Source organism: Halomonas sp. AOP22-C1-8, assembly GCF_052378905.1.
Lineage (GTDB): Bacteria > Pseudomonadota > Gammaproteobacteria > Pseudomonadales > Halomonadaceae > Vreelandella > Vreelandella citrativorans.
In genome coordinates this window covers 139,991-163,411 of the sequence record NZ_JBQSYD010000001.1, presented here as the reverse complement: position 1 = coordinate 163,411, position 23,421 = coordinate 139,991, and the positions used below count along the sequence as shown (strand labels likewise).

The window sequence follows — 23,421 nt, the reverse complement described above, 5'->3', positions numbered from 1 at the left end:
AGGTAATAGGTGCTGGCTGGGTGCGTCGGCTACCTGGCTGGCATTAAGCTTGGGACGTATTAATAGCAAATGCTAAGGGGTCGTAACGGTCAGTTGTTAAGCCGTTAAAATAAGTTTTCCGCTTTTGGTAAAACGTAGCAGATAGCGCCGGTTTTCGTGATGAATCACCAATTGACCTTCTGACCCCAGTAACTCTCGACTTTCCACTTCACGTGGTGGCGGTGTTTTCTCCCGCGAGGTACTTTTTTCCATGCCGCACATGAGATGAAATTCCCTATGCTAATGATAGTTATTATCGATAAGATATCAGCCTGTTTGCGTTAACTCAAGCATCGGATATCGGTTGGCTAAGGCCAAACCAGGGCAGGCAGAGATCAAAATGGGAATCGTGAGGAGAGAATGTGAGCGAGCCGTTACGACGTAATACGCCCACAATAGACGATCAATAGCATCAGGGCAGTTCCGTTAATAGCTGGCTCCCCCTGCTACGAATAATACCTGATAGTCGTAATAATGGGTGTGAGCCAGCTATTGAGACCCGTTTGCCAAGCAGTCGTTAACCCGCTTTTTTGTTAACGTTGGCTTCTGCCAGTTTGCTTAGCTTGTCATCTGTCGATTTCTCTTCTTTCAGCGTTTCGGCCAGGATGTTTTTAGCGTCTGTATAGCCTAATTGCTCGGCAAGGGCGCAAAGAGTGCCATACGTCGCAATCTCGTAATGCTCTACTTTTTGCGCTGCGCCAATTAAGCCTGCATCTCGTACAGGGCCTTTCTCGGTGGCTTCAATGAGTTCCTGGCCTTCTTCAATCAAGCCTTCCATCGCGTGGCACTTGATTCGCTTGATACGGATATCCGGCAGGCTATCCGCGACTTTCTCAAGCCGCTCCAACTGGCCTTGGGTTTCTTCAAGGTGGTGTTTGAAAGCGTCGGCTAATTGAGGGTCGTCAGCTGCGCGGGCCATCTTGGGCAGCGCCTTAGTTATCTGCTTTTCAGCACTGTTCGTATCGGAAAGCAGATGAATGAAGAGTTCCTTGGCATTTTTAATAACCATCAGTCGGCTCCTTCTCGGTTAATAAAGCATTATCCGTAATGAAAGACGGAAGCCATTTAAAGCTAGCAGGGATTTAGGAACTCAAGTGTTTATAAAAGTTAAGCTTTAAATTGAAAATTAGTTGGCGCGTGGTTAAATTTTTTATTTTAGAAAGTAGTATTAATCTACGTTAAAAGTTTAAAGCTCTCATACTATGGATGGGCTACAACCCTTCTGTCATCAGTTGGACAGCAATCGTCAACATCATCATCGCAACCCCAATATCGATTAGCCGCCAGGTAAAGGGGCGTGATAGCCAAGGCGCCAGCCAGGCAGCGCCTAGTGCCAAGGCAGTAAACCAGAGTGCTGAGCCACTGGCAGCCCCCATGGCATAGGCGCCGGGAATAGGTTGCTGAGCACCGAGTGAGCCGATCAGCAATACGGTATCAATATAAACATGCGGGTTGAGCAGCGTTACCGCGAGTGTCGCCAGTATGACCGCAGCAAGAGAGCGTGGGGGCGTACCGCCTGCCTCAAGTCCGTTAGGGCGCCAGGCACGGCGTAGTGCCTGACTTGCGTACCAAAGCAGAAACGCAGTGCCGCCCCAGCGAGCAATGGCCAATAAAAGGGGATTTTGAGCCAGCAGATTCGCCAAACCAAACACGCCTGCGGTCACCAGCACGGCATCGCAAACAATGCATAGTAGAGCGACCGGAATATGGTGTTCGCGGCGCAGGCTTTGCGAAAGCACAAACGCATTTTGAGCGCCAATCGCCATGATTAACCCCATCCCAACCAGCAGGCCATTGCTGTAACTCTGCCACATGCTCTCTTTCCTGTTATGAAGTGCGTTATGAATACTGCAGTGAATATCGCTGGTCAGTGTGCGGAGATTACCTGTATAAGAAAAACGAATAATGCTGATGTCTCATTAGGAAAAGTGATTGCTGGATTACAAATTATTGGCGGCGTTGGCCGCCGTCATAGAGCAGGGTGGTTTTGAGCGAGGCGCGCAGGTGCTGGGGTTATCGCAGTCAGCTATCTCCCAGCGGATCAAGCTGCTTGAAGCGCGTATTGGTCAGCCCGTTCTGGTGCGTGCCACACCGCCTGCGCCCACCGAGGTAGGACGCCAACTGCTTAACCATGTGCAGCAGGTGCGCTTACTTGAACGCGACTTAAAGGGTCAGGTGCCGGTATTAAGCGAGGCCGTACCGGAACGCCTGCGCCTGGCGATTAACGCCGATAGCCTGGCGACGTGGTGGGCATCAGCGGTAGGGGATTTCTGTACCAACCAGAACGTATTGCTGGAACTGGTAGTGGAGGACCAAGAGGTAGGACTAAAGCGCATGCGTGCTGGTGAAGTAGCAGGATGTGTCTGTGCTGCCGAACGCCCGGTTGCGGGTGCCAACAGCGTAGCGTTAGGTGCCATGCCTTATCTTGCCGTGGCAAGCCCGGCCTTTGTCCACCGCTACTTGGCAGAAGGCATCAATGCCCAGGTGTTGGCCCGTGCACCGGCAATCGTGTTTGGAACCGATGATCAGTTACAGCATCGGTTTTTGGCGGAACTTGGCGTAACGGGAGGGTTTGATTACCACCTATGCCCCTCTTCCGAAGGCTTTGTACGGCTAATGGAGAGCGGGCTTGGCTGGGGGATGGTGCCAGAGCTTCAAGTGCGAGATGAATTGATTAAAGGCACGCTGGTGGAACTGATGCCGGGGCGTGCTATTGATGTGCCTCTTTACTGGCACTATTGGCGCAGCGGAGGCCGCCTGCTAACTGAGTTAACGCAGCACCTTTGTCGTGAAGCAAAAGGGGCATTGGTGCTGCTTTAACGGTCATTGCCGCTGTCAAACGACTGTCATCATTTTTCGTTAGGGTACTTCCTTTTGATGACGGTGCTAACTCTATGCCCATTCCTGCGCTTGCTATTGAAGGTTTGCAGAAATCGTTTGGTGATAAAAAAGCGCTGGATGGTATCGACCTTCACCTATCGAGCGGCAAAGTGCTGGCCCTGCTAGGCCCCTCCGGCTGTGGTAAAACGACATTACTGCGCTGTATCGCTGGGCTAACCGGCATCGATAGCGGGCATATTTCCCTGAATGGGCAGCTTGTGGCTCAGCCTCAGCGTCATTTGAGCCCCAACGATCGAAAGCTCGGCATGGTCTTTCAGGATTATGCACTTTGGCCGCATATGAGCGTGGCGCAAAACGTAGCGTTTCCTCTGGAAATGCAAGGCGTTAACCCCAAAGCGCGCGAAGAACAGGTAGCCTGGGCGTTGTCGCTGGTCGGCCTTGGCGACTATGCCGACCGCCAGCCGGGGTCGCTCTCCGGCGGGCAGCAGCAGCGCGTTGCGCTGGCACGCGCCATCGTGGCCAAGCCCAGGCTTTTGCTAATGGATGAGCCGCTCTCCAATCTGGATAAAGGGCTTCGCGACAATCTGGCACTGGAAATCCGAGCCCTGATTGAAGAGCTCGCCCTGACGGCCGTTTTTGTCACCCACGATCAGCATGAAGCCTTTTCTCTGGCTGATGAGGTGGCAGTGTTGCAAGCGGGGCGTTTGCAACAGGTGGCCTCCCCGGAAGCGCTTTATCAAGCGCCCGCTACCCCCTCGATTGCCGCGTTTATCGATGCCGGTGCGGTGCTTGATGGACACTTCGATTCAGATGGATTTCATGTTGCTGGCCAAACGTTACGCGTCATGGCTCACCGTGATTACACCGGCCCGGCACGCCTTCTGCTACCTCGCCGGGCACTTACACTGACGTCGCTAACTCAGGCTGACGTGATTGCCAAGGTAAAAGGTCGGCTGTTTCAGGGCGACCACACCGCACTAACGCTGTCGCTTAATCAACATACCCATATAAAACTGCGCGTACATGGCACGCTGGTGCCACCGGAATCCGTCGGCCTGACGGTAGACGTCGCATCACTACGCGCCTGGCTACCCACTGGCGAGGCGCTTTCCTGTTCCCCTCTGCATGCTGCGGAGCTTTGCTAACACATTTATCCCACTATAAGGAATGTCGCATGCTTTCTCGATTGCTTTCCCGCTCTGCGCTGGTGTCGCTTACGGGCGCCGCAATTTTTAGTCTGGGTAGTCAAGCTCATGCTCAGGCGTTGACGGTCTACTCGGCAGGGCCGAACTCGCTGATTGAACGTCTAGCGGCCGATTTTACTGAGCAAACCAATATCGATGTGAATGTGTTTCAAAGTACGACAGGCCAGGTAATGGCCCGGTTGGAAGCCGAGCGTGCCAATCCGTTGGCGGATGTCGTCATTTCCGCCTCTTGGGATAGCGCCACGTCGCTTTCGGAAGATGGTCTCTTGCACGCTTATCGATCTTCTAATGCGGCCACTGTGCCTGATTTCCTGCAGGCGGATGACTACGTCGCCCAGGGCGTTTCGGCGCTGTCGCTGGTCTGGAACCAAAATAGTGATACGCCGCCACCCAGCGACTGGTCTGATCTGGCTGACCCGGTTTACGCCGACCAGGTAACTATGCCTGATCCCGCTCAGTCGGGGGCCGCTTTTGAGCTGGTGGCCGGCCTTTTGACAGCGACGGGAGAAGACGCAACGTGGTCGTTGCTGGAAGCACTGATGGACAACGGTATGGTGGTGCCCGGGCCTAATGCACGCGCGCTTAATCCCGTATTGCAGGGCGCCAAGTCTGTTGTGTTTGGCGCCGTCGACTATATTGCGCTTACCCAACAGGAAAGCGGTGAGGCGATTGAGGTCATTTTCCCCGAAAGTGGTACGGTTATCGCGCCGCGCCCGATGATGATTCTCGAGTCCAGCGCTATGCAACATGAGGCCGAGCAGTTCATCGATTTTGTGCTCTCTGATCAAGGCCAGCAGCGGGTTGCTGAAAGCTACCTGATGCCAGCGCGTAGCGATATCGAAGCACAGCGCCCGACGCTGAATGAGCTGACGCTGATTGATATCGATAGCGAAGTAATGAACGAGCAGCGTGACGTCATTCTGGAACGCTTTCGTGGGCTGACGGGCGGGTGATGAAATCGATCAAAGCCCTCAACCTGCCTCGTTTGGACGGGGCAGGTATCGTGCTGTTGCTCACGGTGCTGATACTGCTTTTATTAGTGGGCTTGCCGCTACTGTATATCGTTTTGCAGGCCATCTTTCCGCTATGGTCGCGCGGTGATCTCTCTGGTGCTTTTACACTGTTCGTGCCAACGCTTGTCGACCCTGCACTGCTTAAACTGCTGGGCAATACGCTGCGTCTGGGCCTTGCCGTGGTCTTGGTCTGTGCCGTGTTGGCCATACCGCTTGGCGCGCTGCGGGCGCTTACCCGTGTGCCGGGCGGCGCTATTTGGGATCTGATTTTTCTGATTCCGTTTATGATTCCGCCGTATATCGCAGCGCTTTCCTGGATGTTGACGCTTCAGCCGCGCGGCTATGCGCAGCAGTTAATGGGTATCGACGCGAGCCATTTTCTGTTCTCTTTCTACGGCATTGTGTTCGTGATGGTGCTGAACGTCTTTCCCGTGGTCTATTTTGCCGTTTCGCGCACCATGATGAGCGTGGGCGGGCGTTACGCGTCGGCTGCCCGCGTTTGTGGCGCGGGCAAATGGCAGGCGCTTTGGCGCGTCACTCTGCCACTCTCGACGCCCGGTATTGCGGCCAGCCTACTGCTGGTTTTTGCACTCACGATTGAGGAGTTCGGCACGCCAGCCACGCTGGGCGCTCAGGCGGGCTATCACGTTTTAGTGACCGGGATTCATCAGCGCTTTTCCGACTGGCCAATCGATATCCCCGGTGCCGCCGTGCTGTCACTGTTGCTTGTGATGCTGGCGATGGCCGCCTTCTACGTCCAGCACTGGCTGGTAACGCGGCGTTCGTTTATCAGCCAGACCGGCAAGCCAGCGACGGGGGAGCGCGCCGAGCTTGGAAAATGGAAGTGGCCGACCTTAGTGCTTTTTACAGCCGTGGCGTTTATCTCGGTTGCCGTTCCCCTGCTGGCCGTATTGGCGACAGCGCTGACGGGAACGCTGTCGGGCGGACTTACGCTGGATAACCTGTCGCTACGCCACTTCGAGGCGCTGTTTGCCAATCGTGGCGGTGCCATGCAGGCATTGGGGACAAGTTTGAGCCTGGCCGTTGGCGCCGCTTTGCTCACAGGCGTATTGGGAGCCCTGGTTGGCTATATGGTGGTGCGCGCTCAAGTACGTGGCAAAGGGCTGCTCGATTTACTGTCGTTGCTGCCCAACACCCTGCCTGGGGTCGTTGTCGCAGTAGGTTTGATTCTGGCGTGGAACCAGAGCCATTGGCCCATTCAGGTGTACAACACCGGGGCGATGCTGCTGCTGGCGTATGCGTGTCTGCTGCTTCCTTACCCTGTGCGCTATGCCAGTGCGACTTTCCGGCAGATGGGGGAGAGCCTGGAAGCGGCTGCCAGAGTGTGTGGTGCCGGGTTTGTCACGACGTTTCGGCGTATCTTGCTGCCGGCGCTGGCGCCGAGTCTTCTGGTATCCATGCTGCTGGTGTTTGCCATCGCTTCTAGAGAGCTGGTGGCATCACTGATGGTGGCGCCGGCAGGCATGAGCACCGTATCGACATTCGTATTTGGACAATTCGAGCAGGGCTCACCGGGAGTGGGAATGGCGATGAGCGCCGTGGCGATTTTTACCACCACGGCACTATTGGTCGGGCTAACGGCCTTCAGCCGCAAACGGTTGCCCATCGCCAGCTAGATACGCCTTTAAAAAACGGCGCGCACAGCAAGGTACAGCACTGAAGGGGCAAGCAGTGCGCCCAGCCCGGTATAGAAAGTGGCCGTCATGGCACCATAAGGCACCAGTTTCGGGTCGGTGGCAGCAAGGCCTGCCGCCACGCCACTAGTGGTGCCCATCAAGCCACCGAAGATCATCGCAGAGCGCGGGTTGTCCAGACCGATATGGCGGGCAGCGATGGGGGTCAGCACCATCACCAGAATCGATTTGAAAAGGCCTGCTGCAATCGAAAGCGCAATAATGTCGGAAGAGGCGCCAATGGAGGCGCCGGCAATGGGGCCAACAATGTAGGTGACGGTACCGGCACCAATGGTGGTGAGCGAGACCGGGTCCCGATAGCCAAATGCGTAAGCCACGGCCACACCCGCCACGAAGGACACAATGACGCCCAAAAACAGCGCGATGATACCGCTGATTCCCGCTGCACGAATTTCCTGAAAGCGCACCCCGTAAGCTGTGGCGATGATGGCCAGGTCGCGCAGCATCCCGCCACCCATTAGCCCAAGCCCTGCAAACAGGCTGATATCGGCAAGCCCACGGCTACCGCCGGTATGAACGCCGCCAAAATAAGCGAGCGCGAGGCCCACCATAATCGCAATGGCTGAGCCGTGAACGCGGCCCTTGGTCAGCTTGTCGCTGACCAGATAAGAGATATACATTGCACCGCCTACCAGCGCAAAGGCGGCGATTAGGTGCTGTTTTTCGAGCTGAGTGACGAACGATTCAATCATAACGATAGCCTCAGGTTAGCGGGCCGTGCGCGTGCGCGCAGACGCCGGAGAAGATGAAGAGGTTTTGACCCGAGACTTACTGGCCTTACTGGCGCTTGAAGCAGACGCAACCGCTGTCGTGGATGAGGATTTCGGATGACCGAGACGAGTGAGGAAGGGCACCAATGCAAAGCTTGCGGCAACGGCCACCAGGCTTGCCAGGAGCGCGATCATCCCACCATCAAAGGCAGCGGCAACATCTTGACTCGCCGCCATGGCCACCACAATGGGGATATACATGCCGTTCCAGAAGGTGATGCCGCTTTCGGTACCGCTGGGCATTTTTCCCTTGTCCATCAGGTAGCCGCCCAGAAAAATCAGCATCAGCATGGCAATGCCGACGCCGCCTACGTTGGAATTGACGCCCAGCAGCATGCCCAGCACATCACCTGCCCATAGGCCAACCAACATACACCCTGCGAGCAGGGCTACTCCGTAAATCACCATGGCACTCTTCCTGTTTTATCGTTGTTGTATGAAGCTTTCTTTAACCGCAGTCAGGGCCTGGCCCTTCCCCTGCGGCGCGGGTACAGCATCAGGCGTTAGCGGCGGTGTGCTCCTTTTTAAAGGTATCAACGTAGGTGGCGCGCAACTGATTCTTCTGCACTTTGCCCATAACGTTGCGTGGAAGCGCGTCGGCAAAGAAAACCCGCTTGGGCTGTTTGTAGCGTGCTACCTGGTCCTTCAGCGCGGCCAGTACCAGTGCTTCGCTAACGGCGTCTGAAGCACTGGGGACCACCACGGCGACGACCCCTTCGCCAAGGTCGCTATGCGGCACACCAATAACGGCCGACTCCATCACGCCGGGCAGGTCATCAATCAACTGCTCAATCTCTTTCGGGTAGACGTTGTAGCCGCCGGAGATCACCAGGTCCTTATCGCGGCCCACGATATTCAGGTAGCCCTGGTCATCCATCAGGCCTAAATCGCCGGTAATGAAAAAGCCGTCATCACGAAACTCCGCCTTGGTCTTTTCGGGCATGCGCCAATAGCCCTGAAAAATGTTAGGCCCGCGTAGCTCGACCATGCCGGTTTCCCCTTGGGCAAGTGCGGCGCCACTTTCGCGGTCGGCAATCCGTACTTCTACGCCTGGCAAGGGCTTGCCCACGGTGCCTGGCCGCCGCTTGCCATTGTAGGGGTTGGAGGTGTTCATGTTGGTTTCGGTCATGCCGTAACGCTCAAGAATGGCGTGGCCGGTACGTGCTGCAAACGCTTCATGGGTTTCCGCCAGCAGCGGCGCCGAGCCCGAAATAAACAGGCGCATATTGGCAACGATATCGCGGTTTAAACGCGGCGAAGCGAGCAGGCGGGTATAGAAAGTGGGTACGCCCATGAGCACGCTGGCATGGGGCATCAGGTCAAGCAGCTCATCCACGTCCAGCTTGGGTAGGAACGTCATTGACGCGCCGTTGATTAGCGTAATGTTGCACGCTACAAAAAGCCCATGGGTATGGAAAATCGGTAGGGCATGAATCAGGTGGTCGTGCTCGGAATAGTGCCACGCCTCGCTCAACGCTTGGCTATTGGAGGCCAGGTTCTGGTGGCTTAGCATGGCGCCCTTGGAGCGCCCGGTGGTCCCCGAGGTGTACAGGATGGCCGCCAGGTCGTCGGCCGATACCTCGCACACCTGCTCGGTTTCGGAGGCCTTGTCGACCTTCTCCATCAGGCTGCCGTCGGCGTTGGTGCCCAGGCTTTCTACATGGGCAACGCCGCTGGCGATAGCGCGGGCATGTTGCAGCACCTCTGGGCGGCAAACATAAACGTGTGGCTCGGCATCTTCCAGAAAATAAGCGATTTCGCTGTCGGTATAGGCGGTGTTCAGTGGCAAATACACCGCGCCGACCTGAAGGCAGGCAAGATACAGCATTACGATTTCAGGGCTTTTGTCGACCTGTACGGCCACTCGGTCGCCCGGTGAAACGCCCAGCTCAAGCAGGGTGCTGGCCATTCTTCGACTGGTAGCGAGAACATCGCTGTACCGGTAGCGCTTGCCGTTGAGCGTATCCATCAGCACCTTATTGGGCTGACGTTCAAAATGCGGATAGAACTTGAGATAAAGATTGTGGTTCATGAAAGGGTCCTTTTTATTATCCAAAGCGCTCGCCGTTAGGCGTTCGCTTCACTGTTGAAATACTGGCCTGCCTGATTGGCTAAACGGCGAATGTCATTGGCACATACCACGCTATGGTTGCGGGTATAGGCTTCGTGGTTTTGCTCAATACGCTCCAACTGATAGAGGTAGTTAACCATCAGGCCGTGGGCCTGTTGCAGCCCTTTGGATGAGGTGTCACCCAGCCAATTCAGCCGATGAAGGCTGGCACCATTGCCTAAATGAAAACGCGCGACCGGATTGAGCGGTTGGCCACTACGGTGCTTGGCCTCGGTTAAGTAATAGGCGGCCAAGCGCATGAACTCTTTATGCGCGGCGGCGGGCAGCTCGGTTGCTTCATGGTCCTGTAAAAAGGTGCTTAGCGTCTCTGACAGTACCAGTGACTGCGAGGCACGCTGCTCGGCGAGCCAGTCGGCGAAACCGGGTACCGGCGAAAGCGTGACAAAGTTCTTCAACTGCGGCAGCTCGCGGCTAAGCTCCTGTACGACTTGCTTGATCAAAAAGTTGCCGAACGACACCCCTTTAAGTCCTGCCTGACAGTTGCTGATGCTGTAGAACACCGCAGTGTCGGCTACCTCCAGCGGCACTTCTTCGCCATGTTCCAAAATACGCTGAACGTTGTCGGGGATACCTTTACAAAGCGCCACTTCCACAAAAATAAGCGGCTCGTCGCCGGTGGCCGGGTGGAAAAAGGCGTAACAGCGACGGTCATCTGGATCAAGGCGGCGGCGCAGGTCGCGCCAGTCGCTGATGGCATGCACCGCCTCGTATTGAATGAGCTTTTCCAACACGGCGGCGGGCGTATTCCAGTCGATGCTTTCCAGCACCAGAAACCCCCGGTTAAACCAGGAATTAAACAGATGCGAGAAGTCGCTGTTGAGCGCGGCAAGCTCTGGGGTATGACGCAATTGCTTGAGCAGGTCGGCACGCATCTTGACCAGCTCGAAGGTGCCGCCTGGGCAAAGGTTCAAACGGCGCAATAAATCCTGACGACGCGGTTCACAAGCGTTAAACAGTTGTTCCAGCGCGGCGTTATCCTCCGACGCACAGTACGCTTTATAGGCGCTATGGATGGCGCTAGGCTCAGCGGCATAGTCGCTGGCCAGTAGCGAAAAGAACGCCAGTCTCTCTTCAGGCGCCAACTGCTGATAATGAGTGAGCGCACGCTGGGCGGTCATTATCTGGGAGGCTTCACCTCCACGCTCCATCAGCGTTGCACAGGCTGATGAGAGAGCTTGCAGGTGCGCACCACTGCTTTGTGCGGTGTTAGACGCGTTACCCAAGAGACGTGTACGCGTACTGATATTGGAGAGTAGCCCTTGAAGAAACGTCATGTTCACATTCATGCACATCGACCTCTGGATGGGCGGTCCCTTGGCAGGGCACGCTTGACGGCGTAGAGAAATTTATTAGGCGCTTTGTTATATATAACAAATAGAGGTTTAAAATATTTAGGTCAAGCATGGCAGGGGTAGACATAAGGTGAAGGCTTGGAGAAAAGCGCGTGAGAATAGCGGGTTAGCCAGCAAAAAAGGACAGGCAGAGAAGCCTAATAAGAGGGCTGCTGTACGAGTGAACACTGGTGAAGGAGAAGCGTTGTATCACCCGTGCAGCAGCATAAAAAGCAGACGCGTGTTAGTGGATTGCGATGTTATACAGGGTCGCGGTCAACATTAAGTGGCGACCATGCCTGGCGCACGGGCATGATTTCCAGGCGATTAATATTAATATGTGCGGGCAGCGTGGCGAGATAGTAGAGCTGCTCGGCAATATCTTCGGCCTGAAGCGGCGCAGTACCGCGATACAGAGCATCGGAGGCTTCCTGATTGCCTTTCGTGCGCACCAGGGTGAATTCGGTTTCCGCCAGGCCCGGGGCAAGGTCGGTAACCCGTACGCCAGTGCCTAATAAATCGCAGCGCAGGTTGTAGCTAAACTGTTGAACAAACGCTTTGGAGGCGCCGTATACATGGCCGCCAGGGTAAGGCCACTGGCCTGCCACAGAACCAAGATTCAAGATGCTGGCACCTTTACCATGCGCCAGTAGCAGTGGCATCGCGGCGTGAGTGACGTTGACCAGCCCGGTGATGTTGGTATCAATCATGGTATGCCAGTCGTTGAGGTCGACCTGCTGCGCAGGCTCGGGCGCCAGTGCCAAGCCTGCATTATTGATCAGGCAGGTGAGCGGCAAAAAGTGCTCAGGTAAATTGCTGATAGCGTTGGTGACCGCGTCGCTATCGCGTACATCAAGTGTCAGGGTTAAGACCGGCACCTGCTGTGAAAGCTCGCTCTCAAGCGCTTTCAAGCGCTCTTCCCGGCGGCCTGTCACAATCAATGACCAGCCTGCTTTTGCAAAACGCATGGCGGCGGCCTTACCAAAGCCGGATGTTGCACCGGTAATTAAAACGCTGGGCATTGCGAAGACTCCTTTATTGGGCGGACACAATAGATTCAGCCCTAATGTAGCCTGTTTTGCTTGGCTTCTTGAAGGCTTAATGGCTATTTGCTTGATGCCAATAGATTAGCCCAACTGACGACGCCAGCGATTCTCGATGGTATCAAGCTCGGCCGGACCGTAGTGAGCGCTGCTTTGGCCTGAATAATGCCCCCAGAGCTGATCGCCTAAGTCGTAATGCCACCACTCACTAGGTAAGTTAGTAAACCCTTGGGCGGCCATAGTGTGGTAGAGCAAGCGCCTATGGCCCCGGGCTTGACGCTGCGATTCATTAAGGCTTCCCAGTTGTTCAAAATGATCCGTATGTGAAGCTGGCAGCGTCTCATCAAACAGTGTGCCCATATCTAACGGCACACCATCCAAGCCGCAGAGTGTGATGTCAACCGCCCCTCCTGTTAAGTGAGGGCTGGGAGCACTGCTATCCCGGCTAGGTATTGAGACAAACTCGCGGGTGCGGCATAAAAGCTCGCTATCGCTCAGCGTAGGTTCACGATGACGAATCGCCTCCTGTAGCGTTTCGAATAGATACTGTTGAACCCGCCAAGGGCGCCAGCCGTCTAGCACAATCAGCCCGATATCTTTGGGCAGGCTACGAGCAGCAGCTACCAGCGCGCGGTAGACACCTTCACGTACAAAGCATTCGTTCACGGCGCCGGGTATACCCAACCGGGCATAGGCGGGGAAGACGCGAACCGATGGCGAGGCCAGACTCATGGGAAGCAGGCGTTCTCCATTATCGGCAATTGGCAGGCGGCTCACCTGCTCCCAGTGAGGAGCAGGATGGCTTGGAATCGGCGACAAGGCCTTATCAGAGAGCAAATATGCAGACATTGTCTTATCCAAAAGAGGTGGGTAGCCACAGTGCTAGCGCAGGGAAAAAAATAATTAGCAACAGCACGGCGATAGCCGTTAGTACAAAGGGCCAGATTGTTCTGAATAATGAGACAATTTCCAGTCGGCTGACCGCGGCGGCTACGAAAACACAGGCACCCAAGGGCGGAGTGATTAAGGCGATTGTAATATTCAGTGTAATAATTACACCTAGGTGCACCGGGTCGATACCTGCCATCATGGCGACCGGTGCAAAGATAGGAGTTAGCAGCATCAGAGCTGATACCTCTTCCATGAACATGCCCGTCAGGAAGGTAATCACACTAAGCAGGAGTAATATCATGACAGCATTGTCGATATAGGGCGTAAGCAGAGAGACAAACTGCGCGGGCACCTGAGCGTAGGAAAGTAACCAACTGATGGTTGCTGAGGCGGCCATGATCAGAAAAATGGCGCTTGTAAGACGCGCAGTATCTGCTATTGCCTGCCAGCAGTGGCGCAGGTGTAAATTACCCAATACCACACCGCATAGCCCGACATAAAGCGCTGTAAGCGCTCCGGACTCGGTAGGCGTCACAAATCCTAGAACAATGCCTGCAACGATAATAAAAGGTGCCACTAGCGCTGGAAGGGCGACAATAAAGGCAATCAGCAGCTGATACAGTGACGGCAAATTGCCACTTTTAGGCAGTCTGTGACGCCAAGCGTACCAAGCATTCATGCTCATGAAGGCAATGCCTAGCAGAAGGCCCGGTATAATACCGGCTAGAAACAGATCCCCTACTGAGGTGTTGGTTAGCGATGCATACAGAATCATGAAGATGCTGGGTGGTATAATCGGACCGATTAACGAGCTGCCTGCTGTCAAACCGGCTGCAAACGCCCGTGAATAGCCTTCTTTCTCCATGGCCGGCACCAGCAACGAGCCGAGCGCAGAGGTGTCTGCCACGGCGGAGCCGTTAACGCCAGCGAAGAAAACGCTAGATACCACGTTGACATGCCCCATGCCTCCGCGCAGATGGCCGACCAATAGCCGCGCAAGGCCCATCAGGCGTTCTGTCAGGCCGCTAGCATTCATCAGATTACCTGCCAAGATGAATAGCGGAATCGCCATCAAGGAAAAAACGTTGATGCCACCAAAAAACTGCTGCGGCATCATACGTGGAATCATGGAGGGGTCGACAAACATAAAGCCAACCAGCGCTGTAACCAGCAGCGAAATAAATAGTGGTAAACCGAGTAGCACATGGACTAAAAAAACGCCCAGCATGGTAATAATCATGCCCTGTCCTCCACGGTTTTAAGCGGGGCGGGACCATAGAGCAGGATATGCCAAGCCAGCAGGGCAAATCCCAATGGCAAGGAAAGCAGGGGTACTGAGCGGCTGATACCGAGACCCGATGTAGTAAACATATTAACCGATAGTGCGTAGCGGTAGCTGACCCAAGTGCCACCGACGGCTAGAAATAGTGTAAGCAGCCATTGGTACAGGTTTAAAAGACGTGCCAATGGCGCCGGCAAGAGCCGTTCCAGCAGACCAACCCGCATATGTCCACCTTCAGACCATACGGCGCCAGCGGCGATCATTACGGTAGCAATAATCAAAAAGCGTGACAGCTCGTCGGTCCAGATGGGAGCACCGCCTGCGATATAGCGGGTAAAGACGCCGTATAGAATGGCGAGCACATTCACTGATAGTAGCAACCCAGCTAGGGTAAGCGTGACCGGGCGGCTAATGGCCAGTATATAGTGGCGAAGCGTGGTCAACATGATGATATTCCCGACAACACGAAAGGGAAGGGCCGACATTAATCGGCCCCGATAATTACGCGTCAAGCAGCTGGTTAATCGTTGAACTCACCCATGTCGGCATCTTCAAGCGCCATATCTATCCAGTTTTGACCAATGCCACGCTCCGCCAGCCACGCCAGATAGGCGGGCTGACCCACGGTACGAAATGCTTCCAGATCCTCTTCTGAGGGGCGAATCACCTCCATGCCCTGCTCCTCAAGGTAGGCGATACGCGAGTCTACCTGGGACTCATTGGCTTCACGGGCATTCTGGTTGGCTTCGTTCACCGCTTCCATAAACGCCGAGCGTAACTCATCGTCCCAGCCAGCGATCATCGCGCTATTGCCCACCAGGAATTGGTCGGAGTATTGAATATTGGCAAGCGTCAGGTAGTCCTGCACTTCATAGAGACTAGCAAGCGCGATATACATCGGCGGATTCATCTGGCCGTTGGCAACACCAGTGCGCAGCGCCATGTAAGTTTCTGTCCAAGGGATGGGCGTGCCCGATGCGCCAAAGGACTCATAGAGGGCGACTTGGCTTGGGTCCATTGCTCTGAAGCGTAGGCCTTTGAAATCATCCGGATGGCTGATTGGCCGTTCGCTGTTGGTAAATGCCAGGAATCCGCCCTCTTCTACAACGGCGAGCATGTCTATACCCGCTCGGTCTTGAAGAGTGTCGCTTAAGGCTAACCAGTAATCACCTTCATCGAAAAATGTACGGGCCGCATCGAAATCTTCAAACAGAAACGGAATGGCGCTCACAAATATCTCATCGGCCAGAGGGGAGACGCCCGCAAACGATGCGATATTGAGCATGGGCGTATTCATTGTCTGCTCCATGCGTTCCTCTTCTCCGCCCAGCATGCTGTTTGGGAAAAGTTGCAGTTTGATCGCGTCGTTGGTTTTCTCTTCGACAAGCTCTTTTAGGTTGGTGGCAAATACGTGAACTGCATTTTTCTCAGGATCCGGAGCACCGTTATAGCTCAAGTTAATGCTCGTGGCGGCACACGCGTTTCCGATCAGCAGTACAGAACCAAGCATACATGCGCCCGTAAGTAATTTGGGCATAAAGTGAGACGTTAACATTAAGATCTCCTTGTTTATAATATAAACGGCAGTTATCAGGATGTATCTTGCTAGAGTGTTTTTATGATTGACGTAAGAAGACTAAGCATTGATGTGTTGACTATTCAATACTTAAAGTGTTGTCTTTAATGCAACAGGCGGGGCGCATTACTGGAAAAAAAACGCATGCCTTTATTAAGGTGTTTCACGCAGGCATGCCCGGCAACAGTGAGTTCTTGGCCTAGGAGGCTGACAATCTGTGCACGCGCATCATTCATCAATGAATATTTCATGGGCAGACTAGTAATTTCGTTACGCTCAATCTCATCAATAATAGTGAGTTCGGGCATGAAGGTGACACCAATGCCTGAGCGTACAAAGTTCTTGAGTACGGCTACCGAATTTGTATGGAGGCGCGCCTCAAGGTGAACGCGCTCATGGTGGGCCACCATGTTGACCATTTGGCGCATCCCAAAAGGGTTATCCATAAGGCCTAGCGGCCAAGGGAGTAAATCGTTCAAGTTGATAGGGCGGTGCAACGTGCAAAGTGGATGGCCAGGAGGCACAATTAGATCCAGCGGCTGACAGGTTTCCACATGACAATAGAGTGCTGGGTCAACCGGGGGGGCGTAGAGTAGCGCAAGTTCTACTTCGCGATCCTTAAGCAGTGATATTGCCTCATTGACTCCGGCCATCCGGATCTCGACATTAATGCCATTAAACGTCGACATAAAGTCACCCAGAGGCTTGGCGATCAAGTCAGCGATAAATCCCTCACCTACGGCGATACGTACATCTCCGCGCGTCAACCCTTGCAGTTCCATTAACTGTGATAAAACAGCCTCTTCCTGAGCCCGCTGGGTATGAAAATGGTGTACCAATAGTTGTCCGGCTTGGGTGGTGCGCATGCCGCCGCCGTGGCGCTCGCACAGCTTGACGCCCAGCTCCTCTTCCAACGCCTTTATTTGCCGGCTAAGCGCCGACGCATCGACATCCAAGTAAGCTGCTGCACGGCGCAGCGAACCTCTGCGAATTACCTCATTAAGATAGTTCAGAGCGCGCTGGTTGAGCATTGAGAGTAGCCGTTAGAAAAAGTGGATGATGAATTAGCAGCTTATCAGAGACTACAGTGGATAAAATGGAAACAGGGCAGCTTTCCCCTTTAGGAGCAATACTCTCCTTGTAAATGAGCGCATTATTTTGCCCGTTGCAGGGTTTTAGCTGACAATGCCAACCAACACGATGGTTACGTTTGGGGATATTGCATGCAGGCAAACGGTTTTTTTGACAGGGTGGGGGAAACCATCGGCGATGTAATTCGTACAGTGGTTGAGTTCCTATTGGCTATTTTTACCAACTTCTTCGGTGCCCTTGAAGAGTTTGTCGATGGGCTCAGTCGTTCGCTGGGGATCAACGCGTCATTTTTTAGCCTTCTGGTGTTAATCATCGGGCTTTATCTATTGTGGGGTGGTGTGCGAGCGCTGCTGCGCGGGTCACTGTTTGGCGCCATTGTACGGATTTTGTTGGCGCTATTTATTCTTTCTTGGCTCATTATGTAATCAGTCTCAGTATTAAGATGCTTAAGTAAGCTTGCTAAGTATCTGTATTAATGGCGTTAATCGTTTCTCTCGTTAATGTTTTGAAACGTATTCATAACGCTATGACCATTTATCATTTGCCTATTTGGTGCAATTTGCCATCATTTCGCACTTCTTTAGTGCAATGAGAGCGAGATGAAAACGTATCTTGGCAAAATGCGGGGCGAACGTATTCAGCGCAATCGGGTAGGTTGGCAGGATGCTGTATGGTCATGGTTGGGCGCATTTACCGGTATGGCGGTGATTTGCTGGTTAAGCTCGGCATGGCTTTCCCAGCAGTTGCTGATTGTGGGTTCGTTTGGGGCAACGTCGGTACTGATCTATGCCGCACCGGAAAGTCCGTTTGCGCAGCCCAGCCATGTGCTGTTTGGCAGTGTCCTGTCAGCGTGTATTGGGGTGGGCTGTTACCAGCTTTTGGGGGCAACGCCTCTTTCCATGGCGCTTTCGGTGTCGCTTTCCATTCTGATTATGCAATTAACCCATACGGTGCATCCGCCCGGTGCTGCTGCGGCGCTTATTGCGGTAGGTGGCGGTGCCAGTGTGCATAATCTGGGCTGGTGGTACCCGCTGCTGCCCATCGGCATGGGCTGTGTGGTGATGCTGGCGATCGCAATTTTGGTTAATAACCTGGCACGCCATCGCCGCTATCCGCGCTATTGGTAGTGTCCGTACGATTGATAGTGCAACTAAAGGCGGTTTAACTGCTGCTCCAGCGCGAAAATATGCGCATCATCGACGTTTAAATACCGCAGTGCCTGGGCCAGGTTAACCAGGTAGTCACGGTTGGGGCCGCTAGGGCCAGACGCGTGAGCAATCTGGCGGGCCATATCATCAAGCGGCGCTGGGCCCAGAAAGGCGGGATTATCGTCGGTTGCCAGATACACCAGCCCTTGCGTTTGCGCTTGATCACCCTCGTTAGTGCTTGAGTCACTGTCCGTAAAATTGTCCGTAAAAAACAGGGGCGTTAACTCGCGCAAGTAGCCATTTTTCTCGCGATGATCCAATGGCGCTAACGTCTCGTGAGTAATGCGGTAGGCCATGCCGTGGCAAATAGCCCCTGGGACAGGCGTGAGAGTGACTACGCGACCAGGCGCTTCCAGCGTGCCACGATGATCATGGGAACCTTGCCAGAAGCGGCGTTCCCAACCGGTAATATAAGCACTGCGTTTTTCCAGGAAGGGAAAACCCGCTTTCCAGATCAGCGATCCGTACCCGAAAATCCAGATTTCCGCATCTGCATCGAAGCAGTGGCGCTGCTGGTTGATGGCAGTAGTATCGATCAACATGGGCCCCGTCACGTGGTTTAAAATGCCATGGTAACATGACCAGGCACTCTCCCCTGGAGCACTCATGCGCGCTATTTTTCTGGTCGATAATGGCTCATTACGCCCGGCCGCCACCCGCAATTTACGCCGTATAGCGGCCTTGCTCAGCCAACAAACAGGCGAGACGGTGTGCGCCGCGTCACTGCTCCACTCCCATAAAATCCCGGCTGATGAACTAGAGGGCACTCCCGCACTTACCCTTGGGCCTGCCGCCGAGCGCAGCGCGGAGCAAGGGGCTACCGAGATCATCGTTTTGCCGTTCTTTTTTGGGCCAAGTAAGGCCTTGACCGACTATCTACCCGAACGTATGGCGACCCTACAAGCGCGCTTTCCTCACGTGAGTGTGCGAGTCGCTCAGCCGTTGGTGGACGAACGGGGGGATAACGATCTGCGGCTGGCCAGGCTGTTGGCTGACAACGTACGCGAGCATCTTAACGATACGCGCCCCCGGGTTGCGCTTGTCGACCATGGCAGCCCTATTCCTGAAGTTACGGCCGTGCGCAATCGGCTGGCCGGGCAGTTGAGCGTGCTGTTAGCGGATGAGGTTGCTTGCGTGGCCGCAGCGTCCATGGAACGGCGTGAAGGTGAGGCGTATCGCTTTAACGAGCCGCTGTTGCAAAATCTGCTGGATAACCCTGATTTTCACGATGGGCCGGTCGTTCTGGCGATGCTGTTTCTCTCACCGGGCAGGCATGCAGGGGAAGAGGGTGATATTGCCGAGATTTGCCAGGACGCTCAACAGCGTCACCCTACGCTTAATGTTGTGACCACAAGGCTGGTCGGTGAACATTCCGGTATTGTCGATATTTTGCACTCTCGGCTATGCCAAGCGCTTGATGGGCAACGCTTTCTGCTGGAACTGCCCGCGCCCGATAGCACACTGCGTTAGGCGAAGGGTGTAACGTTGCCCAAGAGCGCGTAGAATCGCGAGCCTTTGTACGCGCAATTACTCCGCTAACCAGGGTCACCATCTTGATCGCAACCGCCAATATCACCATGCAGTTCGGGGCCAAGCCTCTGTTCGAGAACGTCTCCGTCAAATTCAACAACGGCAATCGCTACGGTCTGATTGGCGCTAACGGTTGCGGCAAGTCGACCTTTATGAAGATTCTGGGTGGCGAGCTTGAACCAACCTCTGGCCAGGTCATGCTGGATAACAGCACGCGGCTGGGCAAGCTGCGCCAGGACCAGTTCGCCTATGAGAATGAGCGGGTCATCGACACTGTGATCATGGGCAATACCGAGCTTTGGAAGGTTGCAGCGGAACGCGAACGCATCTACAGCCTGCCGGAAATGAGCGAAGAAGACGGTATGGCCGTGGCCGACCTGGAAGTGCGCTTCGCTGAGCTGGATGGCTACACTGCCGAATCCCGCGCCGGTGAACTGCTTCTGGGCCTGGGAATTCCCATTGAGCAGCATACCGGCCCAATGAGTGAAGTGGCTCCCGGTTGGAAGCTGCGCGTGCTGCTTGCCCAGGCACTGTTTTCTGACCCTGATGTACTGCTGCTCGACGAGCCTACCAACCACCTGGATATCAACACGATCCGGTGGCTGGAAGATATTCTGACGGCGCGTAACAGCACCATGATTATCATCTCTCACGACCGCCACTTCCTGAACAGCGTATGTACGCATATGGCGGACCTGGATTATGGTGAGATCACTCTGTTCCCGGGTAACTATGACGACTACATGACGGCAGCAACCGCTGCGCGTGAGCGTCAACATTCGGATAACGCCAAGAAAAAAGCCCAAATTGCCGAGCTTCAGCAGTTTGTTAGCCGCTTTTCGGCGAACGCCTCGAAAGCCAAGCAGGCCACCTCGCGGGCGCGCCAGATCGATAAAATCAAGCTCGAAGACATCAAGCCTTCCAGCCGGGTAAGTCCGTTTATCCGCTTTGACCAGAACAAGAAGATTCACCGTAATGCGGTCAACGTGGATGCGATCACCAAAGGCTACGATGACGGTGCGCCGCTGTTTGAGCGCTTCTCCATGTCCGTCGAAGCGGGTGAGCGTATTGCGATCATCGGCCCCAACGGTATCGGCAAAACGACCCTGCTGAAAACCTTGGCGGGCGATTTGCGCCCCGATAAAGGCGAAGTGAAGTGGACTGATGCGGCCGAAGTCGGCGTCTTTGCCCAGGATCATGCCGATGACTTTGCCGTCGATATGACGCTCTTCGAGTGGATGGGACAGTGGACCCAGGGGGGCGAGCAAGTCGTACGCGGTGCGCTGGGGCGCATGCTGTTCTCAAGCGACGATATTGGAAAGTCCATCAAGGTCATTTCCGGCGGTGAACAGGGGCGCATGCTGTTTGGCAAGTTAACCCTGACTAATCCTAACGTTCTGCTGATGGATGAGCCGACCAACCACCTGGATATGGAATCCATTGAGGCGCTAAACCTCGCGCTGGAAAACTATCCCGGTACGCTGATGTTTGTCAGCCACGACCGTGAGTTCGTGTCGTCGCTCGCCACACGTATTATCGATATGCAGCCCGATGGCATTGTCGACTTCAGCGGCAGCTATGACGATTACCTGCGTAGCCAGGGCGTGGTGTAAACAGCGCGCGATCATCAACGGCTAAGGCATTGAGCGTGAACTCATCAGCCGATAATGGAGGCATAGGTCGCTTCCGTTACCGGCTGGTGGTGGATATCCAATACATCCGCGTTTAAAAGGCTGCCTACTTCTTTGGCCAGCTCCACATACACGTACATCTGCTGATTGCGGCGTTTGTGCAGCGGTGGTTTAACGATCAAGCTGATACCCCGCACCGCTTCCGTGCCTTGCTCATCCCGGTACAAGTCGGGCAGCTCACCAGGCAAAAAAGCATTCGTGACGGTGATGGGGTTGGCAGGCTGTTGGCCGCTAATCAAGAACACATGCTTGAGCGAATCGTACTGGGCATTATGGCTTTTCAGCCACTCGGCCAAACGCTGGTCAGTACTCTCTCCCGGCTGATTAAAAAGAATAAACAGCGAATGCTGTTTAAACGTTTGGGCGGGCTTGGCCGCTGCTTCTGGCTCAACGGCAGGTTCAGGCGTTGGCGGGGTTGCGGCGGCTTTAGCCGCTATTTTGCGTGCAATAGCGCGGGCGCGCCGACGCTTATGCCAAGGCACCACAATGTAGATAAAAATAGCGGTAGCAATGCCAGCCAGTAGCAATGAGGCCACAGAAAGTAGTAATACAGTGGTGTTATTATTATCCATCGGCATTCAATCCAGTTTAAAAAGCAGCGGCAGTTATAGCGTTTAAAAGACGTGACCTGGTAATCAGAGCTTTTATAGTAACAGCGTTCTAACATGAATATATATGCAAAAAGCACCACACAAGTGGTGCTTTTTGCTGTTATGAACACGCATTTACGTCGGCGTATTAACCAATACGATCATAACCGTTATCCATAAACGGGTAATCGGTATAGCCTTTCTCGTCGCCACCGTAGAAGGTGGCGTGATCAGGCTCGTTCAATGGTGCGTTCTGATAAAAGCGCTCTGCCAGGTCGGGGTTGGCGATATACGGACGGCCAAAGGCGGCGGCCTCAGCGTTGCCTGAACCGAGCAGGGCCTCGGCACGTTCGGCGTTATAGTTACCGCAGTAGATCAGGCTGCCGCTAAAGCGCTCACGCACCTGCTCGCGAAAACCGTCAGGGAACTGAATGTCGCCACCGGCCCAGTTGGGCTCGTTAAGATGCAAATAGGCAAGGCCACGCTTGGAAAGCTGATCCGCCATATAGAACGCCATCGCTTCAGGCTCATCGTCGGTTAATCCAAACAGCTCGATAAACGGCGTCATGCGAATGCCAACCCGGTCAGCGCCAAATACGTCAACAACGGCATCGACCACTTCCAGCGGGAAGCGCGCACGGTTTTCCAGCGAGCCACCGTATTGGTCGGTACGCTGGTTCGTGCCGGTGGCCAGGAACTGGTTCAACAAATAGGCGTTGGCCGCGTGCACTTCAACCATGTCGAAACCCGCACGCTTGGCACGCACCGCCGCCTGGCGGTAGTCATCCACAATGCCGGGGATCTCGTCGGTTTCCAGCGCGCGCGGTGTGCTGGTGGGGTACTGGCCTGCGCTACCGTCTTCAAACTCAACAAAACACTGGGCGCCTTCACCTTTAAGCGCACTGGGCGCGACCGGCTGTTCGCCATTGGGTTGCACCATCTCGTGGGAAACACGCCCAACGTGCCAAAGTTGCAGCGCAATTCGACCGCCTTTGGCATGCACCGTATTGACGACCTCCTTCCAGCCCGCTTCCTGCTCATCGGTCCAAATGCCTGGGGTGTAGACGTAACCACGGGCAGTGGGAGAGATATTGGTTGCTTCACTAATAATCAGGCCTGAACCAGCCCGTTGCCCATAGTAGGCTTGCTGCCGTTTGCCTGGCACGCTATCCGGTGTGCGTGCGCGTGTGAGCGGTGCCATGATGACGCGGTTAGGAATCGACAGACTACCAAGTTGAGTCGGGGTAAAAAGTGCTTCAAATGCCATTCAGCTAACTCCTGTTACGTGCACTGCTTTAAAGTGATGATACAATAGACCAGTTTACTAGTGAGCGCCAACCACTCTTCCTTGTGGTTTGTTATGAGGTCGCCAGGCATAAAACAAAACCCTACCTTGATAAAGATGGGGGTTGGATGACTCATTGATGGCGCCGTTGATTAACAGCGTACCGGGCTAGTGACGTGCCTAAGTAA

General features: G+C 54.6%; 24 protein-coding genes. 8 read left to right on the top strand and 16 right to left on the bottom strand.

Annotated features, from left to right (window positions below; genetic code table 11):
• Nucleotides 1-96 precede the first annotated feature (96 nt).
• From hemP to ACT3TY_RS00790, 3 genes are all read right to left on the bottom strand, one after another.
• On the bottom strand, nt 97-252 hold the full coding sequence (gene hemP, locus ACT3TY_RS00800) for a hemin uptake protein HemP (protein ID WP_253927028.1): 156 nt from the start codon (nt 250-252) through the stop codon (nt 97-99).
• 304 nt (nt 253-556) lie between these two features.
• Nucleotides 557-1,048, bottom strand: a complete 492-nt coding sequence (locus tag ACT3TY_RS00795) for a YciE/YciF ferroxidase family protein (protein WP_444627101.1) — start codon at nt 1,046-1,048, stop codon at nt 557-559.
• A 202-nt stretch (nt 1,049-1,250) separates the two neighbouring features.
• The gene (locus tag ACT3TY_RS00790; RefSeq protein ID WP_441677344.1) at nt 1,251-1,853 is read right to left on the bottom strand and encodes a LysE/ArgO family amino acid transporter; all 603 of its coding nucleotides are present in this window, start codon (nt 1,851-1,853) and stop codon (nt 1,251-1,253) included.
• Nucleotides 1,854-1,971: 118 nt separating this feature from the next.
• Here ACT3TY_RS00790 and ACT3TY_RS00785 point away from each other — a divergent pair, with 118 nt between their 5' ends.
• From ACT3TY_RS00785 to ACT3TY_RS00770, 4 genes are all read left to right on the top strand, one after another.
• Complete coding sequence (locus tag ACT3TY_RS00785) at nt 1,972-2,859, top strand: LysR family transcriptional regulator ArgP (protein ID WP_441677345.1); 888 nt, start codon at nt 1,972-1,974, stop codon at nt 2,857-2,859.
• 74 nt (nt 2,860-2,933) lie between these two features.
• Entirely contained in the window at nt 2,934-4,025 is a 1,092-nt protein-coding gene (locus ACT3TY_RS00780; RefSeq protein ID WP_444627100.1) for an ABC transporter ATP-binding protein, read from the top strand.
• A 29-nt stretch (nt 4,026-4,054) separates the two neighbouring features.
• Entirely contained in the window at nt 4,055-5,038 is a 984-nt protein-coding gene (locus ACT3TY_RS00775) for an ABC transporter substrate-binding protein (RefSeq protein WP_444627099.1), read from the top strand.
• Nucleotides 5,038-6,735 carry an ABC transporter permease gene (locus ACT3TY_RS00770; RefSeq protein WP_444621586.1) on the top strand — a complete coding sequence of 566 codons (1,698 nt, stop codon included), beginning with the start codon at nt 5,038-5,040 and terminating at the stop codon, nt 6,733-6,735. The genes ACT3TY_RS00775 and ACT3TY_RS00770 overlap by 1 nt, the downstream gene beginning before the upstream one ends.
• An 8-nt stretch (nt 6,736-6,743) precedes the next feature.
• Here the strand turns inward: ACT3TY_RS00770 and madM are convergent, their stop codons facing one another.
• The 10 genes from madM to ACT3TY_RS00720 form a co-directional block, all read right to left on the bottom strand.
• Entirely contained in the window at nt 6,744-7,505 is a 762-nt protein-coding gene (gene madM, locus ACT3TY_RS00765; protein ID WP_172117866.1) for a malonate transporter subunit MadM, read from the bottom strand.
• Between the two features lie 15 nt (nt 7,506-7,520).
• Nucleotides 7,521-7,991, bottom strand: a complete 471-nt coding sequence (madL, locus tag ACT3TY_RS00760) for a malonate transporter subunit MadL (protein ID WP_087110906.1) — start codon at nt 7,989-7,991, stop codon at nt 7,521-7,523.
• Nucleotides 7,992-8,079: 88 nt separating this feature from the next.
• Entirely contained in the window at nt 8,080-9,615 is a 1,536-nt protein-coding gene (locus ACT3TY_RS00755) for a malonate--CoA ligase (protein ID WP_444627098.1), read from the bottom strand.
• A gap of 35 nt (nt 9,616-9,650) precedes the next feature.
• The gene (locus tag ACT3TY_RS00750) at nt 9,651-10,988 is read right to left on the bottom strand and encodes a malonyl-CoA decarboxylase (RefSeq protein WP_441677358.1); all 1,338 of its coding nucleotides are present in this window, start codon (nt 10,986-10,988) and stop codon (nt 9,651-9,653) included.
• 317 nt (nt 10,989-11,305) lie between these two features.
• Nucleotides 11,306-12,067: an SDR family NAD(P)-dependent oxidoreductase gene (locus ACT3TY_RS00745; protein ID WP_444627097.1), complete on the bottom strand. Its 762-nt coding sequence runs from the start codon at nt 12,065-12,067 to the stop codon at nt 11,306-11,308.
• Between the two features lie 105 nt (nt 12,068-12,172).
• On the bottom strand, nt 12,173-12,937 hold the full coding sequence (locus ACT3TY_RS00740; protein ID WP_441677362.1) for a M15 family metallopeptidase: 765 nt from the start codon (nt 12,935-12,937) through the stop codon (nt 12,173-12,175).
• 4 nt (nt 12,938-12,941) lie between these two features.
• On the bottom strand, nt 12,942-14,219 hold the full coding sequence (locus ACT3TY_RS00735) for a TRAP transporter large permease (RefSeq protein ID WP_441677364.1): 1,278 nt from the start codon (nt 14,217-14,219) through the stop codon (nt 12,942-12,944).
• The gene (locus ACT3TY_RS00730) at nt 14,216-14,707 is read right to left on the bottom strand and encodes a TRAP transporter small permease (protein ID WP_444627096.1); all 492 of its coding nucleotides are present in this window, start codon (nt 14,705-14,707) and stop codon (nt 14,216-14,218) included. The genes ACT3TY_RS00735 and ACT3TY_RS00730 overlap by 4 nt, the downstream gene beginning before the upstream one ends.
• Before the next feature lie 74 nt (nt 14,708-14,781).
• Nucleotides 14,782-15,816 carry a TRAP transporter substrate-binding protein DctP gene (gene dctP / locus ACT3TY_RS00725; RefSeq protein WP_444627095.1) on the bottom strand — a complete coding sequence of 345 codons (1,035 nt, stop codon included), beginning with the start codon at nt 15,814-15,816 and terminating at the stop codon, nt 14,782-14,784.
• 125 nt (nt 15,817-15,941) lie between these two features.
• The gene (locus ACT3TY_RS00720) at nt 15,942-16,868 is read right to left on the bottom strand and encodes a LysR family transcriptional regulator (RefSeq protein ID WP_444627094.1); all 927 of its coding nucleotides are present in this window, start codon (nt 16,866-16,868) and stop codon (nt 15,942-15,944) included.
• A 192-nt stretch (nt 16,869-17,060) separates the two neighbouring features.
• On the opposite strand from ACT3TY_RS00720, the gene ACT3TY_RS00715 reads away from it, so the two are divergent.
• On the top strand, nt 17,061-17,354 hold the full coding sequence (locus ACT3TY_RS00715; protein ID WP_087110915.1) for a hypothetical protein: 294 nt from the start codon (nt 17,061-17,063) through the stop codon (nt 17,352-17,354).
• 174 nt (nt 17,355-17,528) lie between these two features.
• Nucleotides 17,529-18,056 (top strand): HPP family protein, encoded by a 528-nt coding sequence (locus tag ACT3TY_RS00710; RefSeq protein WP_441677372.1) that lies wholly within the window; start codon nt 17,529-17,531, stop codon nt 18,054-18,056.
• Nucleotides 18,057-18,079: 23 nt separating this feature from the next.
• Here ACT3TY_RS00710 and ACT3TY_RS00705 read toward each other — a convergent pair whose 3' ends face one another.
• On the bottom strand, nt 18,080-18,679 hold the full coding sequence (locus ACT3TY_RS00705) for a gamma-glutamylcyclotransferase (RefSeq protein WP_444627093.1): 600 nt from the start codon (nt 18,677-18,679) through the stop codon (nt 18,080-18,082).
• 64 nt (nt 18,680-18,743) lie between these two features.
• Between ACT3TY_RS00705 and ACT3TY_RS00700 the strand changes: the two genes are divergently transcribed.
• Nucleotides 18,744-19,607: a sirohydrochlorin chelatase gene (locus tag ACT3TY_RS00700; protein WP_441677376.1), complete on the top strand. Its 864-nt coding sequence runs from the start codon at nt 18,744-18,746 to the stop codon at nt 19,605-19,607.
• A gap of 83 nt (nt 19,608-19,690) precedes the next feature.
• Nucleotides 19,691-21,280 (top strand): ABC-F family ATPase, encoded by a 1,590-nt coding sequence (locus ACT3TY_RS00695; protein WP_441677378.1) that lies wholly within the window; start codon nt 19,691-19,693, stop codon nt 21,278-21,280.
• Nucleotides 21,281-21,324: 44 nt separating this feature from the next.
• On the opposite strand, the gene ACT3TY_RS00690 is transcribed toward ACT3TY_RS00695, so the two are convergent.
• Together ACT3TY_RS00690 and ACT3TY_RS00685 are read right to left on the bottom strand one after the other, a co-directional pair.
• Entirely contained in the window at nt 21,325-21,930 is a 606-nt protein-coding gene (locus ACT3TY_RS00690) for a cell division protein ZipA C-terminal FtsZ-binding domain-containing protein (RefSeq protein WP_441677380.1), read from the bottom strand.
• A 166-nt stretch (nt 21,931-22,096) separates the two neighbouring features.
• Nucleotides 22,097-23,215 (bottom strand): alkene reductase, encoded by a 1,119-nt coding sequence (locus ACT3TY_RS00685; RefSeq protein ID WP_444627092.1) that lies wholly within the window; start codon nt 23,213-23,215, stop codon nt 22,097-22,099.
• Nucleotides 23,216-23,421 lie beyond the last annotated feature (206 nt).

Excerpts from the sequence above, each read along its gene's own strand:
- ACT3TY_RS00790 (WP_441677344.1), bottom strand. The coding sequence starts at position 1,853 with ATGTGGCAGAGTTACAGCAATGGCCTGCTGGTTGGGATGGGGTTAATC.
- ACT3TY_RS00795 (WP_444627101.1), bottom strand. The coding sequence starts at position 1,048 with ATGGTTATTAAAAATGCCAAGGAACTCTTCATTCATCTGCTTTCCGAT.
- ACT3TY_RS00730 (WP_444627096.1), bottom strand. The coding sequence starts at position 14,707 with ATGTTGACCACGCTTCGCCACTATATACTGGCCATTAGCCGCCCGGTC.
- ACT3TY_RS00775 (WP_444627099.1), top strand. The coding sequence starts at position 4,055 with ATGCTTTCTCGATTGCTTTCCCGCTCTGCGCTGGTGTCGCTTACGGGC.
- dctP (WP_444627095.1), bottom strand. The coding sequence starts at position 15,816 with ATGTTAACGTCTCACTTTATGCCCAAATTACTTACGGGCGCATGTATG.
- ACT3TY_RS00745 (WP_444627097.1), bottom strand. The coding sequence starts at position 12,067 with ATGCCCAGCGTTTTAATTACCGGTGCAACATCCGGCTTTGGTAAGGCC.
- ACT3TY_RS00690 (WP_441677380.1), bottom strand. The coding sequence starts at position 21,930 with ATGGATAATAATAACACCACTGTATTACTACTTTCTGTGGCCTCATTG.
- ACT3TY_RS00685 (WP_444627092.1), bottom strand. The coding sequence starts at position 23,215 with ATGGCATTTGAAGCACTTTTTACCCCGACTCAACTTGGTAGTCTGTCG.
- ACT3TY_RS00705 (WP_444627093.1), bottom strand. The coding sequence starts at position 18,679 with ATGTTGATCGATACTACTGCCATCAACCAGCAGCGCCACTGCTTCGAT.
- ACT3TY_RS00750 (WP_441677358.1), bottom strand. The coding sequence starts at position 10,988 with ATGACGTTTCTTCAAGGGCTACTCTCCAATATCAGTACGCGTACACGT.
- madM (WP_172117866.1), bottom strand. The coding sequence starts at position 7,505 with ATGATTGAATCGTTCGTCACTCAGCTCGAAAAACAGCACCTAATCGCC.
- madL (WP_087110906.1), bottom strand. The coding sequence starts at position 7,991 with ATGGTGATTTACGGAGTAGCCCTGCTCGCAGGGTGTATGTTGGTTGGC.
- ACT3TY_RS00700 (WP_441677376.1), top strand. The coding sequence starts at position 18,744 with ATGCGCGCTATTTTTCTGGTCGATAATGGCTCATTACGCCCGGCCGCC.
- ACT3TY_RS00715 (WP_087110915.1), top strand. The coding sequence starts at position 17,061 with ATGCAGGCAAACGGTTTTTTTGACAGGGTGGGGGAAACCATCGGCGAT.
- ACT3TY_RS00780 (WP_444627100.1), top strand. The coding sequence starts at position 2,934 with ATGCCCATTCCTGCGCTTGCTATTGAAGGTTTGCAGAAATCGTTTGGT.
- ACT3TY_RS00770 (WP_444621586.1), top strand. The coding sequence starts at position 5,038 with ATGAAATCGATCAAAGCCCTCAACCTGCCTCGTTTGGACGGGGCAGGT.
- hemP (WP_253927028.1), bottom strand. The coding sequence starts at position 252 with ATGGAAAAAAGTACCTCGCGGGAGAAAACACCGCCACCACGTGAAGTG.
- ACT3TY_RS00735 (WP_441677364.1), bottom strand. The coding sequence starts at position 14,219 with ATGATTATTACCATGCTGGGCGTTTTTTTAGTCCATGTGCTACTCGGT.
- ACT3TY_RS00740 (WP_441677362.1), bottom strand. The coding sequence starts at position 12,937 with ATGTCTGCATATTTGCTCTCTGATAAGGCCTTGTCGCCGATTCCAAGC.
- ACT3TY_RS00710 (WP_441677372.1), top strand. The coding sequence starts at position 17,529 with ATGAAAACGTATCTTGGCAAAATGCGGGGCGAACGTATTCAGCGCAAT.
- ACT3TY_RS00720 (WP_444627094.1), bottom strand. The coding sequence starts at position 16,868 with ATGCTCAACCAGCGCGCTCTGAACTATCTTAATGAGGTAATTCGCAGA.
- ACT3TY_RS00755 (WP_444627098.1), bottom strand. The coding sequence starts at position 9,615 with ATGAACCACAATCTTTATCTCAAGTTCTATCCGCATTTTGAACGTCAG.